This is a genomic window from Micromonospora zamorensis (genome assembly GCF_900090275.1).
GTDB classification, from domain to species: Bacteria; Actinomycetota; Actinomycetes; order Mycobacteriales; family Micromonosporaceae; genus Micromonospora; species Micromonospora zamorensis.
This window is the reverse complement of record NZ_LT607755.1, coordinates 2,379,791-2,394,840: the sequence shown is the minus strand read 5'-3', so window position 1 is coordinate 2,394,840 and position 15,050 is coordinate 2,379,791. Positions and strand designations below refer to the sequence as shown.

Genomic DNA, 15,050 nt, shown 5'->3' with positions numbered 1-15,050 from the left:
CCGGAAGGCAACCCCTCATGAGCACCAGGCCCAGCGTCCTGTTCGTCTGCGTCCACAACGCCGGCCGGTCCCAGATGGCCGCCGGCTGGCTGCGCCACCTCGCCGGCGACACCGTCGAGGTCCGCTCGGCCGGCTCCGCGCCGGCCGACACGGTCAACCCCGCCGCCGTGCAGGCCATGCGCGAGGTCGGCATCGACATCACCGACCAGACCCCCAGACGTCTGGAGTACGCGACCGCGGAGTCCTCCGACGTCATCGTGACGATGGGCTGCGGCGACACCTGCCCGGTCTTCCCCGGCAAACGCTACGAGGACTGGCAGCTGGAGGACCCCGCCGGCAAGGGAGTCGACGCCGTCCGCCCGATCCGCGACGAGATCCGCGCCCGGGTGGAGAAGCTCCTCGCCGAGCTGAGCCGGACGACCTGACGGACGCACGGCAGCCGCGCGGTCCCGTGCCTCAGCGGCTGCCGGCGTAGACAACGCGGTCGCCGAGTTCCTCCTCGATGCGGATGAGCTGGTTGTACTTGGCCGTACGGTCCGAGCGCGACAGCGAGCCGGTCTTGATCTGGCCGCAGCCGACGCCCACGGCCAGGTCGGCGATGGTGGTGTCCTCCGTCTCCCCGGAGCGGTGTGACATCACCACCCGGTACCCCGCCTTGTGGGCAGCGTCCACCGTCGCCAGGGTCTCGGTGAGCGTGCCGATCTGGTTGACCTTGACCAGGATCGCGTTGGCGTAACCGCCCTCGATCCCGTCGCGCAGCCGGTCGACGTCGGTGCAGAAGACGTCGTCGCCGACCAACTGCACCCGCTCCCCCGCCAGCGCCGTCAGCCGCTTCCAACCGGCGATGTCGTCCTCCGCCATCGGGTCCTCGACGGAGCTGACCGGGTACCGCGAGACCAGGTCGAGCAGGTGGTCGACGTGCTGCTCGACGGCCCACGAACTACATCATTCGAGGTCAGAATCCTTTGAAGACACTGTGAGTCCCGCACCGCTCGACAGCGAGCCAGCCGGTGGCCGGAGCCTGCCGTGGCACTTGCGCGCCCGAGCGGGAACTCGGCTGAGTCGGCTGTTACTACGGGGTCGTTCAGCCGGTTCCTGCCGCCTGCCACGTTCAATGCGCCTCCGGCTAACGGGGGATCCTAGCCTGGACATGTGACGCTACGCTGCTGGGTGATCACCCTCTTAATCTCGACGGAAGGCGGCAAAGTTGATCGAGCCTGGCGAGACCAGCTCTCAGAACCGCGCAGTACTCGTTGAAGTGCAGCTTGATGATCACACGCTATTCATGCTGAGCGAGGATGTCGGTCAACCTTCTCGCATTGGTCATGAAGTGGAGATCGCGGGACAATGCCCTTCACTTGACGGGGCGCTAGACGCGGTGGCTGAGCTGGCGCAGAAGATTTCTAGCAAGCTCCAGGACGAGCAGATGTCGAAAATCACCGTCGAGTTCGGCTGCGAATTCGCCGTCAATTCCGGGTCTTTTGTGGCAGTAATTGGAAAAGCCAGTGCCAAATCGGCATTTAAGGTGACGCTTGAATGGTCGCGACCCGAGGGGTGATTAAAGAGTGAAGGCTTGTTTTGAGGATCTGAAGTTTCGGACGACCATCGGGCGATAGCTGCATGGCATGATGAGTGTACAGGGGTGTGGAACGTCAAGAATGGACAGGGCTCCGAAATTCCCCCCAGATTTGCCAGACGTCCTGGAGCGCTTGACCAAGTCCGCGACTGTCGCGATCGACGTGCCGCAATGGGAGAAAAATAAGCCCCGATCCGGGACGGGCTTCCTGATCGGCGCAGACCTGATCGCCACTTGCGCCCATGTGCTCGGTGACTCAGCTAGTGCAATACCAACCGAAGTTAGAGCAGAGCACGTCGAAACTCAGCGAACGATTCTACTCAAACCTGCGGCCAGCCAATACTTCCGCACATCTGATGGTCTTGACTTGGCTTTCCTGAAACTACCCGCAAAAGACGATCTCTTGAACAGCTACGCCGTCCCACTGCTAAGTAGTGCAGCCGCAGGCGACTCAATGTGGACGTACGGGTATCCGGTTGGGGATTTCCGTAACGGCCAACCGGCTTCCTTCACTTATCAAGGGGAATCCCTTAGACGGGGCGTAAGCAATCTTGATCTCGGCCGGGTTTACGGTATGCCCATCGGTGGTGGGTGCAGTGGAAGCCCCGTCCTCAATAGGCGCACTGGGGCCATATGTGGCATTTTGTGTGTATCAAACAATGCCGGTAGCGCCCATCTAATCTCAGTTGACGAGATATTAGACAGAGTCGACACCGTGAGGCTGTTGCAAGGCACGCAGCAACTGTATTACGACTGGCTGATCAGCCTCACTGATTCGCAAATAGCGGCGGGCGGCTGGCGGTTCCCCGGTCCTCGTCTCCGGGAATACCTGAGAGTGGCAAAAAGGGCAACCGCTGTTCATCCTTATCCGGCGGTATTCCCGGAAACCCCTCAGCCTCCGTTATCCGCAGTATATGTACAACAACTAGTCGAAGCAAATGAGTCTCTTGAAGACGCCGGGCCGCGTCAGGCTGGGCAGGCAATCCGTGCGGAGGAAATATTTGATAACTCTTACAACTCAATCGTGCTGGGTGAAGCGGGGTCCGGCAAATCTAGCCTGCTCCACACTGCGGTCGGCTCTCTGATAAGGAAATTCGAAAGTGGCTTGAATTCGAAGGTACCGGTGCGGGTCCTTGCTGCAGATCTCATCCCCGCGCAGCCCTTGCCGGAAGCAATTGCGAAAAGCGTAAATGAAGACCTAAGCAGTGTTGGACTCCCGGAATCATGGCCTGCCGAATTCTTCCGCAAATCACCTGCAAACGGAGCTTCCTGGCTGCTGCTGGTCGACGGCCTTGATGAAGTCATGAGCACCGATCAGCGGCTCGCCATCACTCGGAGGCTTCACGACTACGTCGAGGAACCGAGTAGCGGGGTGGGCCAATTCATACTTACTAGCCGCCCCGACAATCTCTTGCCCCGGCGAGTTTTCCCGAAACTTGCCGTATTCGAGCTCCTAATCTTCGACAGTGAGCAGCTGTATGGTTTTGCAGAAGGATGGTTAGCTCATCTTGGGACACCGTCGCCGCAACAAGCTGCGCATCGATTTATGAATAAGACGAGCGAGGCGAATCTCGAAGAACTAGCACGGAATCCACTTATGGCTGCAATGCTCTGCCAGTTGCATATAGCCTATCCGGACCAGATCTTCCCTACGGGAAGAAGCCAGCTGTACGACACGTTCGTCAATTCGTTACTTGAGCGACAGTACCGGGGAGCTCGAAATGGAATCCACCATCAAATAAATTCTATAACTGAGCGGTATGGGGTCGATGCCATAACCGCAGGTGGCACGTTGCTTCAGGGTGCGACAGGACTCGTGGAGCGACTGGCCTGGTGGCGTCAGAGCGACCAAACCGGAACAGCAGTCCAGGCGTTGGCTACGTGGACCGATGAGCTCAAGCCGAACAACCTTCCTGATGCTGGGTGGCATTCCCTTCTCCGGGAGCTGCTTAGGCGAAGTGGGGTCTTGACGGAGCGCGGTGGAGATTTCGTTTTCTCCCACAAAACGATAGAAGAGTTCTTGGCCACGCGCTTTATCGTCAAGAATTCAGATGAAAGTGCGCGCCAGTTCCGTAACGTCTGGGCTCGCCGCTCCTGGCTTGAGAATCAAGAGTGGCTGACCACACGACAATCCTTCCTCCGATTCTTGGTCGACGGTTGGTCCAGAGAGCAAGACTTGACGCCTCTATTGAAGCGGCTGACCACCAAAGGCAACATTGAAGGATGCCGGCTAATCTGTTCCCTTCACTCCGACGGTTCTAGTCTTGGTAGCGACGTCGTCGAGGGAGCTACTAAAACCCTAGCTTCGATCACCAGGAAGAGATCTCCCCAGGACCTACAGCCTGCCATCGAATTGCTATGTTACCTCGACCTAGAAAAAGGAAAAGCTGCACTTCGATTGACCTCGCTCAGGCGAAGTCTTGATCACGCCAGGCGTCGATGGGCGATCGCGCTTCTTGCCAGCATTCTTACCTCAGAATCTAGCGGCGAGATCCCTATTGCTGCGATTCCGCAGGTTTACACCAAGGGCGGAATCCACGCTATCGCTCGCTTGCCTCCGACGTCATGGCGAGATTTCCTGGCCACTCTTGCGGATGATTCAACTCTGGATGGAGTTGATAGACGCTGGTGTGCTGAGGCACTGGTAGACGTGGGCGATAGAAGAGGATTAGCACTCTTGAGGGAGATTGCTAATGATGTGACGGTTCCAACTCTCGATCGACGGCTTGCCCTAGAGCAGGTCCAAGGCGAGGGACACGCCGCAGAGCCAGAAACGACTGGTGAAATTTCGGAGCGGGCCGGAAGGCTACTGTCCTACCTAGGTACAAGGCGGAAGATTTGGCGTGCCGTCTCGCGTTTTGGGCAGCGTGGAATTGGAGGCGCCTCAGATCGCAGTGACGTTTTAGGCGAGCTATTGGAAAATAGCCAACGGACTTTGCCAACCCAGGACCTGAGATTACTTGAACGGGCCTACGATTTTTCGCAAAGGTTGCAGACGTCGAAAGGTAGGAGTGGTCAGGATCCTCAACTTGATCACGCGTTATCTGTCCTGAAGATTCTGATTGAGCTGGGCATGGATGCCGCCGTCTTGGCCGCAAGCCTGCTGCATCTGACCCAATTCCCAAAAGTTGACGTCCGCGATACTTTTGGACACGAGGTGGCGGGCCTTGTCGATGGGACATCGCGAGTTGCGGCCCTCACACTGAACGCTGCAGTTGACTTCAAGGTAGGTCAACGGGCCATCATATCCTCTACCTCTGACCCCCGGACTCTGATAATCACGCTGGCTTCCTGCTTGCAGGAGCTTCGCTCGCCCTTCTCCTATCCGGGACCCGAGCAGCGTCGCGTCGCAAAGGAGACTCTTAGTGTTTATAGTCCTCTGGCACGTCGCCTGGGGATATTTAGAATCCATCGGGAGTTGGACGATCTGGCCTTTCGGGTTACGTCCCCCGAGGGCCACGCTGAGGTTAGTCGACTGTTGAGCGAGCACCAGCTACAGCACGACGGCCTGCGGCGGCAGATCACTGACAAAATGCTGACCGACCTTGGCGCCGCAGACATCCGAGTAGAGATCACCGCCTGGCCAGAGCACCTGTATCCGATTTACCAGAAGATGATCGTGCGGGGTCGGGACTTCAACGACATCTACGACCTGGTCGGGGTGCGGATCCTGGTCGACACGGTTCGGGACTGCTACGCGGCGCTGGGTGTCATCCACGCCAACTGGCAGCTGGTCCCGGGCCGCTTCAAGGACTACATCGCGATGCCCAAGTTCAACATGTACCAGTCGTTGCACACGACTGTCATCGGGCCCACCGGCAAGCCGGTGGAGATGCAGATCCGCACGTACGCGATGCACCGCACCGCGGAGTTCGGCATCGCCGCGCACTGGAAGTACAAGGAGCACAAGGGCACCCAGATCGTCGGCCCGCCCGCGCACATCGACGAGATGACCTGGCTGCGGCAGCTGCTCGACTGGCAGCGTGAGGCGGCCGACCCGAGCGAGTTCCTGGACGCGCTGCGCTTCGACCTGTCCAGCCAGGAGGTGTACGTCTTCACCCCGAAGGGTGACGTCATCCCGCTGCCGACCGGGTCGACGCCTGTGGACTTCGCGTACGCGGTGCACACCGAGGTCGGGCACAAGTGCATCGGGGCGCGGGTCAACGGCAAGCTGGTGCCGTTGGAGTCGACGCTGTCCAACGGCGACGTGATCGAGATTTTCACGTCGAAGTCCGAGACGGCCGGCCCCACGCAGGACTGGCTGGGCTTCGTCAAGAGCCCCCGCGCCCGGACGAAGATCCGGCAGTACTTCAACAAGGAACGGCGCGAGGAGGCGATCGAGGCCGGCAAGAACGCGATCGTCAAGGCGATGCGCAAGCAGGGCATGCCGTTGCAGCGGATGCTCACCTCCGACGCGCTGATGTCGATCGCCCGGGACCTGCACCTGGCCGACGTGGCCTCGCTCTACGCGGCGGTCGGCGACAGCCAGGTCTCCGCGCAGTCGGTGGTGCAGAAGCTGATGGCCGCGTACGGCGGCGAGGAGGGCGCGGCGGAGGACATCGCCGAGACCGCCGTCGCCACCCGGCCACCGCGCAGCCGGCAGAGCAGCAGCGACCCCGGTGTCGTGGTCCGGGGCGTCAGCGACGTCTGGATCAAGTTGGCCCGCTGCTGCACCCCGGTCCCACCGGACTCGGTGTTTGGCTTCGTCACCCGCTCCGGCGGGGTGAGCGTGCACCGCGACGACTGCGCCAACGCCGAGGACCTGCGGGCGCAGAGCGAGCGCGTGGTCGAGGTGAGTTGGAAGCTCACCTCCGCCTCGACGTTCCTGGTCGCGATCCAGGTCGAGGCACTGGACCGGCACAAGCTGCTGGCCGACGTCACCCGGGTGCTCTCCGACGAGCGGGTCAACATCCTCTCCGCGACACACTCCACCAGTTGGGATCGAGTGGCGGTGAGCCGATTCAGCTTCGAGATGGCCAACCCGCAGCACCTTGGGCATCTACTCGCCGCGGTCCGCAGCATCGACGGTGTCTTCGACGTGTACAGAACCAAATCAGCCGAGGTGTGACGCTTCCGCTGGGATGCATGCGTGTAGCCCGCGGTTCACTCGAGTTTGGACCAGGTTGTTGCTCTCTTGCAGCGAGTATCACCGGCCCGGGCATGCTGAGCCGCCATCGAAGGCCACTCGCAGTGGGATTCGCCCACCACGAATGGCCGTGCTGGCAGACAGCTGCTTCAGAGCGGTATCGGCTGCGTATTGGTAATACCGCGGGACACGCTCAACCCTGTACGCGGAATCCCTGTCGGCACACTCCCTGGCAGCTACCTCAATTCGGTAACGAGCGCGCGGAAATCTGGTAGCTCGCATCGCGATGTACCGGCTGCTTGCGGCCGATGAAGGCTCCCACGAGAGCATATGGGTTGGCCGAATGAAGGTCGGCTTTTGCTAGGAACAACCCGCGAAGTGCAGTCAAGTAATCCGGTGGCGGCGAGATCCCGGAAGGATGACCATGGGCGGCCAGTTCATACCTCCTCGAATCACGGTTCTGTGACGGCTTGTCGGGCGTAGCGACTGTTTTGGCCTGTTCATGGTGCCGACATCGATTGATGGACCGGGCAATGACGTCTGCGACGCGCCGTGAGGGTTCGATGACCAAGGCGTCGATCAGGCACCGTATTCGTTGACAGTGATGGCGATCGGGCAGTCTGGGCTAAGGGACGTCTCGTAACTGGGTGAAGGCGTTGCTCGGCGCCGGGCCGGTGGTCAGCCGGTCAGGATGATGTTGTGGAGGTTGGCGATGCCGGAAGCGGCGTCGGCCAATGTGTGGGCGGCGCGACGGTAGTCGCGCAGGATCTTGAAGCATTTCATCCTGGCCAGGGCGTGTTCGACCCCTGCCCGGACAGTGCGGTGTTCGACGTTGAGGGCTTCCTTCCAGGCGGGCAGATCGGCACCGTCGGCGGGCTTACGGTAGGGCATGATCACCTCGGGGTTGCCGCGGTAGCCGCCGTCGGCCATCACCGGCCGCCCGTTCAACTTTTGGTCGATGCCCGAGCTGCGGTAAACAATGGTGTCGTTGCGGTTGCCGGGCTGTGGGTCGCCGACGGCGATGATCAGGCGGGTGCTGGCGTCGATGGCGACCTGCAGGTTCGTCGAGTACCGGTAGTTCTTGCTCCGGGTGGCCAGGCGGTGATCACGGGTGGGAATCAGCGTGCCGTCGACGATCGCGATCTGCTCGACCGGCCGCTTACGTACCGGTGTCAGGGCCAGCAGCGGCGCGAGGGTGTCGATGACGCGGTGGGCCGCGGAGTGTGACACCCCGAACAGCGGGCCGATCTGGCGCATCGTCAGGTTCGTGCGCCAGTAGACGGCGACCAACAGCACCCGGTCGGGAAGATCGAGGGCCCACTGTCGGCCCGGCCGGCCGTCAGCGATGCCGTCCCCGCCACGCTCGGCGACGAGACGGACCAGCCTGCGGAACTGGGCGGGGGTCAGCCCCGTGAACGGGAAGATCCACTCCTGGCGGGCTGCGGAGATCACCTGCACCCACGCATCCTCGATGACCGTCTTCAGCGGACAGACGCTGGGGGCACGAGGAGCAGACGCCTATCAGAGAGGACGACGTGAGCAGCCAGTACATCGTCATCACCGGGGGACCCGGTGCCGGCAAGACCACGCTGATCGACAGCTTGCGGCGTTCCGGTCACGCCTGCATCGACGAAGCGGGACGACAGATCATCCAGGACCAGCTGTCGATCGGCGGCCAGGCGCTGCACACCGGCGACTCACGACTGTTCGCCGAGATCATGCTCAGCTGGGAGATCCGCTCCTACCGCCAAGCCAGCCAGCATCCCGGGCCCGTCTTCTTCGACCGGGGGATCCCGGACATGGTCGGCTACTACCTCCTACTCGGCCAGCCCGTTCCCGCCCACGTGACAGCCGCAGCGCAGCTGTTCCGCTACCACCAGCGTGTGTTCATCGCCCCGCCCTGGCCGCAGATCTACAGCACTGACAGCGAACGACACCAAGACTTCGCCGAAGCCGTCCGTACCCACGACGCCATGGTTACTGCCTACACCCACCACGGCTACGAGCTCAGTACCCTGCCGCGCAGCGATGTCGCCTCCCGCGTCGAGTTCGTCCGGCAATACGCAGCAGCCATCGATCACGGACCTCCCGGATCACCTCGTCCAAGCTGCCCCGAGTTACGAGACGTCCCTTAGTGAGATTCGTCGCTGTCGCTACAGCGACGAACGCGTGCGGCGGCGGTGGCCACGTACCGCAGCACCATCACCGGCCTGCAGGAGCGGATCGGCAAACTGACCGCCCAGCGGGACGCGCTGGACGCCCGCCTCGACGCGGCCGCGACCCAGGTCGTGCCCGGCAGCGCGGCGGTCGGCACTGACCCCACCGCGCTGGTCGGCACCCGCCTGCCACCCCTGTCCTTCTACGGCACCGACGGCCGCCCGGTCGATCTCGGTGCGCTCGGTGACGGGCGCACCGTCATCTTCGTGTACCCACTGACCGGGCGGCCGGGCGTCGACCTGCCCAACGGGCTGCTGGAGGTCCATGGCGCCCGGGGCAGCACCGAGCAGGCCGCCTGGTTCCGCGACCACCACGCGGAACTCCGCGCGGCCGGCGCCGCCCGGGTGTACGGCCTGTCCGCGCAGTCAACCGGATACCAGCGGGAACTCGCGCACCGGCTGCGGTTGCCCTACCCGTTGATCCCCGACCCGAGGCTGACGCTGGCCGACGCGCTGCGTCTGCCGACCCGCGCCGCCGGTGACATGACGCTCTACGAGCGGTTGACGCTGATCATCGCCGACGGCGCTGTCGAACAGGTCTTCCACCCGATTCCGGACCCGGCGTCGCACCCCCTGCACGTGATGCGGTGGCTCACCAAGCGACGCCAGGCCCCCGGATCGGCCGCCTAGAAGTCGTCGTCGAAGGCGACGGTGCCGCTCACCCCGACCTGGTACGCCGAGACGCGCCGCTCGAAGAAGTTGGACAGCTCCTGCACGTCCTGCAGCTCCATGAAGGCGAACGGGTTGGTCGACCCGTAGTGCGGGGCGATGCCGAGCTGGGCGAGGCGACGGTCGGCGACGTGCTGGAGATACTCCCGCATGTCGGTCAGCGTCAGACCGGGCACACCGTGGCCCAACAGGTCCTCGGCGAACTGCACCTCGCACTCGACGGCCTCGGTGAGCATCCGCCGAACCTGGTCGGCGAGGTCGTCGTCGAACAGGTCCGGCTCCTCGGCGCGGACGGTGTCGACCACGTCGAACGCGAACGCCATGTGCATCGACTCGTCCCGGAACACCCAGTTGGTGCCGGAGGCCAAGCCGTGCAGCAGGCCACGGGAGCGCAGGAAGTAGACGTACGCGAAGGCGCCGTAGAAGAACAGCCCCTCGATGCAGGCGGCGAAGCAGATCAGGTTGAGCAGGAACGTCCGCCGGTTCTCCCGGGACCGCAGCTCCCGCAGGTCGTTGAGCGAGTCGATCCAGCGGAAGCAGAACTCGGCCTTGCGACGGATCGAGGGGATGTTCTCGATGGCGGCGAAGGCGGCGAAGCGCTCTGTCTCGTCGGGCACGTACGTGTCGAGCAGGTTGAGGTAGAACTGGACGTGCACGGCCTCCTCGAACAGCTGCCGGGACAGGTAGAGGCGACCCTCGGGGCTGTTGACGTGCTGGTACAGGTTGAGCACCAGGTTGTTCGCGACGATCGTGTCGCCGGTGGCGAAGAACGCCACGAGGCGGCTGACCAGATGCCGCTCGGCCGGCGACAGCTTGTCCAGGTCGGCGAGGTCGGCGTGCAGGTCGACCTCCTCGACGGTCCAGGTGTTGCGGATGGCGTCACGGAACCGGTCGAAGAAGTGCGGGTAGCGCATCGGGCGGAGGGTGAGGTCCATCCCGGGGTCGAGCAGCATGTGCGTGGTCCTCGTGTCGGTGGTGCGGGTGTCGGTGGCGGTGTCGGCGGGGATCACTGGCAGGCCTCGCACGACTCGGGGTTCTCCAGCGAGCAGGCCAGCGCCTCCGCGTCGACGGAGACGGGTGCGACAGCGCTGACGGTGGCCTGCTGGATCCGCGTGGCGGGGCGGGAGCGCAGGTAGTAGGTGGTCTTCAGCCCGGCCTTCCAGGCGTACAGGTACATCGAGGACAGCTTGCCGATGGTCGGTGCGGCCAGGAACAGGTTCAGCGACTGGGACTGGTCGATGAACGGGGCACGGGCCGCCGCCAGGTCGATCAAAGCGCGCTGCGGCAGCTCCCACGCGGTGCGGAACAACTCCCGTACGCCGGCCGGCAGCTCGGCGATGTCCTGCACCGACCCCTCGGCCCGCTTGATCGCCGACCGGATCCGCTCGGTCCACAGACCGCGGGCCTTCAGCTCGCGCACCAGAGCGGTGTTGACCTGGAGGAACTCCCCCGACAGGGTCTCGCGCTTGAACAGGTTCGACACCTGCGGCTCGATGCACTCGTAGCACCCGGCGATCGAGGCGATGGTCGCGGTCGGCGCGACCGCCACCAGCAGCGAGTTGCGCAGCCCGTACGCCTCGACCCGCTCGCGCAGCGCGTCCCAGCGCGCGGTCTGCGTACCCTCGACGCCCCACAGGTCGGGCTGCAACTGACCCCGCGCGGCCCGGGTCTGCGCGAAGGTCGGATGCGCGCCGAAGCGACGCGCCAGGTCGGCCGAGGTCTCCAGCGCGGTCAGGTACAGCTCCTCGCTGACCCGGGTGGACAGCTCCCGCGCGGCCGGCGAGTCGAACGGCAGCCGCAGCGCGAAGAACACGTCCTGAAGGCCCATCAGCCCGAGCCCGACCGGCCGCCAGCGGGGGTTGCTCGCCGCCGCCTGCGAGGTCGGGTAGTAGTTGATGTCGATGACCCGGTCCAGGAACGTCACAGCGGTACGGACCGTGGCGCGCAGCCGCTCCCAGTCGATGCCACCGTCGGTGAGGTGGGCGGCGAGGTTCACCGAACCGAGGTTGCACACGGCCGTCTCAGCGTCGCTGGACACCTCGACGATCTCGGTGCAGAGGTTGGACAGGTGCACCACATTGCCCGGCTCGGCGGTCTGGTTGCACAACCGGTTGGCGGCGTCCTTGAAGGTCATCCACCCGTTGCCGGTCTGGGCCAGGGTCCGCATCATCTTCCCGTACAGCTCCCTGGCCGGGACCTGCCGCACGTAGCGGCCCTGCGCCTCGGCCTCGCGGTACGCGGCGTCGAACCGCTCACCCCACAGGTCGGGCAGCTCGGGCACCTCGTGCGGGTCGAACAGCGACCACATCTCGTCGGCCTCGACCCGGCGCATGAACTCGTCGGGGACCCAGTTGGCGAGGTTCAGGTTGTGGGTGCGTCGGGCGTCCTCGCCGGTGTTGTCGCGCAGTTGCAGGAACTCCTCGACGTCCGGGTGCCACGGCTCCAGGTAGACGCAGGCCGCGCCCTTGCGCCGGCCACCCTGGTTGACCGCGGCGACGCTCGCGTCCAGCGTGCGCAGCCACGGCACGATCCCGTTGGACTGCCCGTTGGTGCCGCGGATCAGCGCGCCCCGGGACCGGACCCGGGAGTACGCGATGCCGATGCCCCCGGCGAACTTGGACAGGTTGGCGACCTGGGCGTACCGCTGGTAGATCGAGTCCAACTCGTCGAGCGGGGAGTCGACCAGATAGCAGGAGGACATCTGGGTGTGCCGGGTGCCGGAGTTGAACAGCGTCGGCGAGCTGGGCAGGTAGGCCAGGCTGGACATCAGCCGGTAGAAACCGGTCGCCTCGTCGGGCGTGGTGGACAGACCACAGGCCACCCGCAGCAGCCAGTACTGCGGGGTCTCCAGCACCAGCCTGCTGGTGGGGTGGCGCAGCAGGTACCGGTCGGCCACCGTACGCAGGCCGAAGTACTCGAATCGCCGGTCACCGTCCGGATCGACGGTGGCGTCGAGCATCGTGGCGTGTGCGGCGACGAACGCGGCGGTGTCGTCTCCGATCAGGCCCTCGGCGTGGCCGACCCGGATCGCCGCGCTGAACGAGGTGATGCCCTGCCGACGCACCTCCTTGTCGACGTAACCGGCCAGCAGCCGGGCGGCGAGGCGCGAGTACTGCGGCTCCTCGCCGATCATCTCGGCCGCGGTCTGAATGGACAGCCGGTCCAGCTCGGCCGTCGTCGCGCCGTCGTACAGGCCGCTGATGGTGCGGGTGGCGACGCGCATCGGGTCGACGTCGGTCAGGTCGTCGGCCCACCGCTCGACCGCCCGGACGATCTTGTTCACGTCCACGGGTTCGGTGGCGCCGTTGCGCTTGCGGACCTGCATCGGCGTCCGCCGCACTGTCGCGTCGCCGCTGACGGGGACTACCTCGGTGACTGTCACCACTCGCTCCTCGGAGTTCGAGACCTGGTGGCCCGGACGCGAGGAGACAGACACCGACGGACGCCACGCCGGCACGGCGTGGGTCAGGTGGCGTCAGCCGTCCCACGCGGCCTCGGACCGCCGCCCACCCGGGTGCGGGTACGCGGCGCGCTGGCAGGTCTTCGGACTCGTGGGCACAACCGGGCTGGCCGGTCTCCTACTGGCCGTCGCTTCCCAGGCCGCTTCGTGGCCCAGTGCTGATGACGGCGGTCGTTCCCACTCACCGCTGCGGGACAGTCCCGGATTTCCACCGGGTTCCCTCTTGCCTCGACCGCACCGGATGAGCGGTCGAACCAGCTGCGCTCGACACCATATATAGGGATGCAGGCGTTGTCACACCCCACATGTCGGTCTCGGCGTGTCGCGGCCGAGCCGGTGACGGTGATCACCAGCCGCACCGGCGCGGGTTCGTCCCGGCCGGCCAGGCGCGTCGATGGCAGCAGCAGGCGCAGGCGGTGCGACTGACGGCACGACGCGATCCACGGGCGGCCGACACCGGCAAAGATTTGATGTATCGCGCCAATGGGCACAGTGGATCGGGTTCGAACATTGACCAGGTTCGACGGCCCCGAGACGGTGGATGTCCGCCCTTCAGGGTGGATCAAGGTCGTTGACGCGCCAGAACCGCCCTCCGTATACTCCGGGTGATCATCCGATCTTTTGCCTAGCCGGGCGAGGAGCGCATGCCGCAGATCACCGCCGTCACCGTCGAGGACGTCCGTTTTCCCACCTCACTGACCGCCGACGGGTCCGACGCCATGAACAAGGACGGCGACTACTCGGCGGCGTACGTCATCCTGCACACCGACGGTGTCGACAGCGTGGGCGTGCCGCTCGCGGGTCACGGGCTGACCTTCACCATCGGTCGAGGCAACGACATCGTCGCCGCGGCCGCGGTGCACCAGGCGCAGCTTCTGGTCGGCCTGGACGTGGCGACGATGGCCGCAGACATGGGCGCGGTCTACCGACTCCTCACCTCCGACAGCCAACTGCGGTGGCTCGGGCCGGAGAAGGGCGTCGTCCACCTGTCCCTCGCCGCCGTGTTGAACGCCTCATGGGACCTGGTCGCCCGGCTCGCCGGGAAGCCGCTGTGGCGACTGCTCGTCGACATGTCCCCCGAGCAACTCGTCGACATCGCGGACCTGCGCTACCTGTCCGACGCGCTGACCCGGGACGAGGCACTGGCCATCCTGCGGGCCAAGGAGAGCACCAGGGCCGACCGCCTCGCCGAGCTCGACCGCACCGGCTACCCCGCCTACACCACCTCGGCCGGCTGGCTCGGCTACGGAGACGACAAGCTGCGCCGGCTCTGCCAGGAGGCGGTGGACGCCGGCTACGGGTACGTCAAACTCAAGGTGGGCGCCAACCTCGACGACGACATCCGCCGCTGTGGGATCGCCCGGGAGATCCTCGGCCCGCACCGCAACCTGATGATCGACGCCAACCAGGTCTGGGACGTCGGTCAGGCCATCGAGTGGGTCAAGGCCCTCGCCCAGTTCACACCCCTGTGGATCGAGGAGCCGACCAGTCCCGACGACATCCTGGGCCACGCGGCCATCCGCCGCGCTGTCGCTCCCATCGGCGTGGCCACCGGCGAGCACTGTCACAACCGGGTGATGTTCAAGCAGCTGTTCCAGGCCGGGGCCATCGACTTCTGCCAGCTGGACACCGGTCGGCTGGCCAGCATCAACGAGATCGTCGCCGTGCTGCTCCTCGCCGCGAAGTTCGACGTGCCGGTGTGCCCCCACGCCGGTGGAGTCGGGCTCTGCGAGATGGTCCAACACGTGTCGGTGCTCGACTACGTCGCGATCTCCGGGGATCTCACCGACCGGGTCACCGAGTTCGTCGACCACCTGCACGAGCACTTCACCGACCCGTGCGTCGTCCGGGACACCGGCTCGGGCAGCGGTTACGTCCTGCCCAGCCAGCCCGGCTACTCCACCCGGATGCGCCCCGAGTCGGTCGCGCTCTACCGGTTTCCCGACGGCCACTACTGGGCGGCGTCGGACCCGACTACCGTGTCATCCTCGGAGCCGTACGTGATCGCGGGTGGGACGGCCACCCCCGCCGGCCGCTAGGGGG

General features: G+C 64.8%; 9 protein-coding genes, 2 pseudogenes and 1 riboswitch. Of the genes and pseudogenes, 7 read left to right on the top strand and 4 right to left on the bottom strand.

Annotated features, from left to right (window positions below):
- The first annotated feature begins 17 nt into the window (after window positions 1–17).
- Window positions 18–425 (top strand): arsenate reductase ArsC, encoded by a 408-nt coding sequence (locus GA0070619_RS10080; RefSeq protein WP_088947819.1) that lies wholly within the window; start codon window positions 18–20, stop codon window positions 423–425.
- A gap of 31 nt (window positions 426–456) precedes the next feature.
- Here GA0070619_RS10080 and GA0070619_RS10075 read toward each other — a convergent pair.
- Window positions 457–927 (bottom strand): annotated as a pseudogene (locus tag GA0070619_RS10075) (enolase C-terminal domain-like protein); the annotation flags it as partial.
- A gap of 280 nt (window positions 928–1,207) precedes the next feature.
- On the opposite strand from GA0070619_RS10075, the gene GA0070619_RS32325 reads away from it, so the two are divergent.
- The 3 genes and pseudogenes from GA0070619_RS32325 to GA0070619_RS33375 all read left to right on the top strand — a co-directional run bounded on the left by GA0070619_RS32325 (window position 1,208) and on the right by GA0070619_RS33375 (window position 6,644).
- The gene (locus GA0070619_RS32325) at window positions 1,208–1,558 is read left to right on the top strand and encodes a CU044_2847 family protein (protein ID WP_157743967.1); all 351 of its coding nucleotides are present in this window, start codon (window positions 1,208–1,210) and stop codon (window positions 1,556–1,558) included.
- A gap of 67 nt (window positions 1,559–1,625) precedes the next feature.
- A pseudogene (locus GA0070619_RS34070) lies at window positions 1,626–2,207 on the top strand (S1 family peptidase); the annotation flags it as partial.
- A 2,067-nt stretch (window positions 2,208–4,274) separates the two neighbouring features.
- Window positions 4,275–6,644, top strand: a complete 2,370-nt coding sequence (locus GA0070619_RS33375) for a RelA/SpoT family protein (protein WP_414855636.1) — start codon at window positions 4,275–4,277, stop codon at window positions 6,642–6,644.
- Between the two features lie 696 nt (window positions 6,645–7,340).
- Here the strand turns inward: GA0070619_RS33375 and GA0070619_RS10065 are convergent.
- On the bottom strand, window positions 7,341–8,120 hold the full coding sequence (locus tag GA0070619_RS10065; RefSeq protein WP_088947817.1) for a transposase family protein: 780 nt from the start codon (window positions 8,118–8,120) through the stop codon (window positions 7,341–7,343).
- Window positions 8,121–8,197: 77 nt separating this feature from the next.
- Between GA0070619_RS10065 and GA0070619_RS10060 the strand changes: the two genes are divergently transcribed.
- Window positions 8,198–8,797: an AAA family ATPase gene (locus tag GA0070619_RS10060; protein WP_197699630.1), complete on the top strand. Its 600-nt coding sequence runs from the start codon at window positions 8,198–8,200 to the stop codon at window positions 8,795–8,797.
- 45 nt (window positions 8,798–8,842) lie between these two features.
- On the top strand, window positions 8,843–9,508 hold the full coding sequence (locus GA0070619_RS10055; RefSeq protein ID WP_231927360.1) for a peroxiredoxin: 666 nt from the start codon (window positions 8,843–8,845) through the stop codon (window positions 9,506–9,508).
- Here GA0070619_RS10055 and GA0070619_RS10050 read toward each other — a convergent pair.
- Window positions 9,505–10,500: a ribonucleotide-diphosphate reductase subunit beta gene (locus GA0070619_RS10050; RefSeq protein ID WP_088951680.1), complete on the bottom strand. Its 996-nt coding sequence runs from the start codon at window positions 10,498–10,500 to the stop codon at window positions 9,505–9,507. The genes GA0070619_RS10055 and GA0070619_RS10050 overlap by 4 nt on opposite strands.
- A gap of 53 nt (window positions 10,501–10,553) precedes the next feature.
- Complete coding sequence (locus GA0070619_RS10045; RefSeq protein ID WP_231927459.1) at window positions 10,554–12,872, bottom strand: ribonucleoside-diphosphate reductase subunit alpha; 2,319 nt, start codon at window positions 12,870–12,872, stop codon at window positions 10,554–10,556.
- 192 nt (window positions 12,873–13,064) lie between these two features.
- Window positions 13,065–13,281, bottom strand: a riboswitch (cobalamin riboswitch).
- A gap of 370 nt (window positions 13,282–13,651) precedes the next feature.
- Here GA0070619_RS10045 and GA0070619_RS10040 point away from each other — a divergent pair.
- Window positions 13,652–15,046, top strand: coding sequence for an enolase C-terminal domain-like protein (locus GA0070619_RS10040; RefSeq protein ID WP_088947814.1), 1,395 nt, complete (start codon window positions 13,652–13,654; stop codon window positions 15,044–15,046).
- Window positions 15,047–15,050: the final 4 nt, after the last annotated feature.

Bases quoted from the DNA above. Each gene is read 5' to 3' on its own strand.
- GA0070619_RS10080 (WP_088947819.1), top strand. From the start codon at position 18: ATGAGCACCAGGCCCAGCGTCCTGTTCGTCTGCGTCCACAACGCCGGC.
- GA0070619_RS10050 (WP_088951680.1), bottom strand. From the start codon at position 10,500: ATGCTGCTCGACCCCGGGATGGACCTCACCCTCCGCCCGATGCGCTAC.
- GA0070619_RS10045 (WP_231927459.1), bottom strand. From the start codon at position 12,872: ATGCAGGTCCGCAAGCGCAACGGCGCCACCGAACCCGTGGACGTGAAC.
- GA0070619_RS10040 (WP_088947814.1), top strand. From the start codon at position 13,652: ATGCCGCAGATCACCGCCGTCACCGTCGAGGACGTCCGTTTTCCCACC.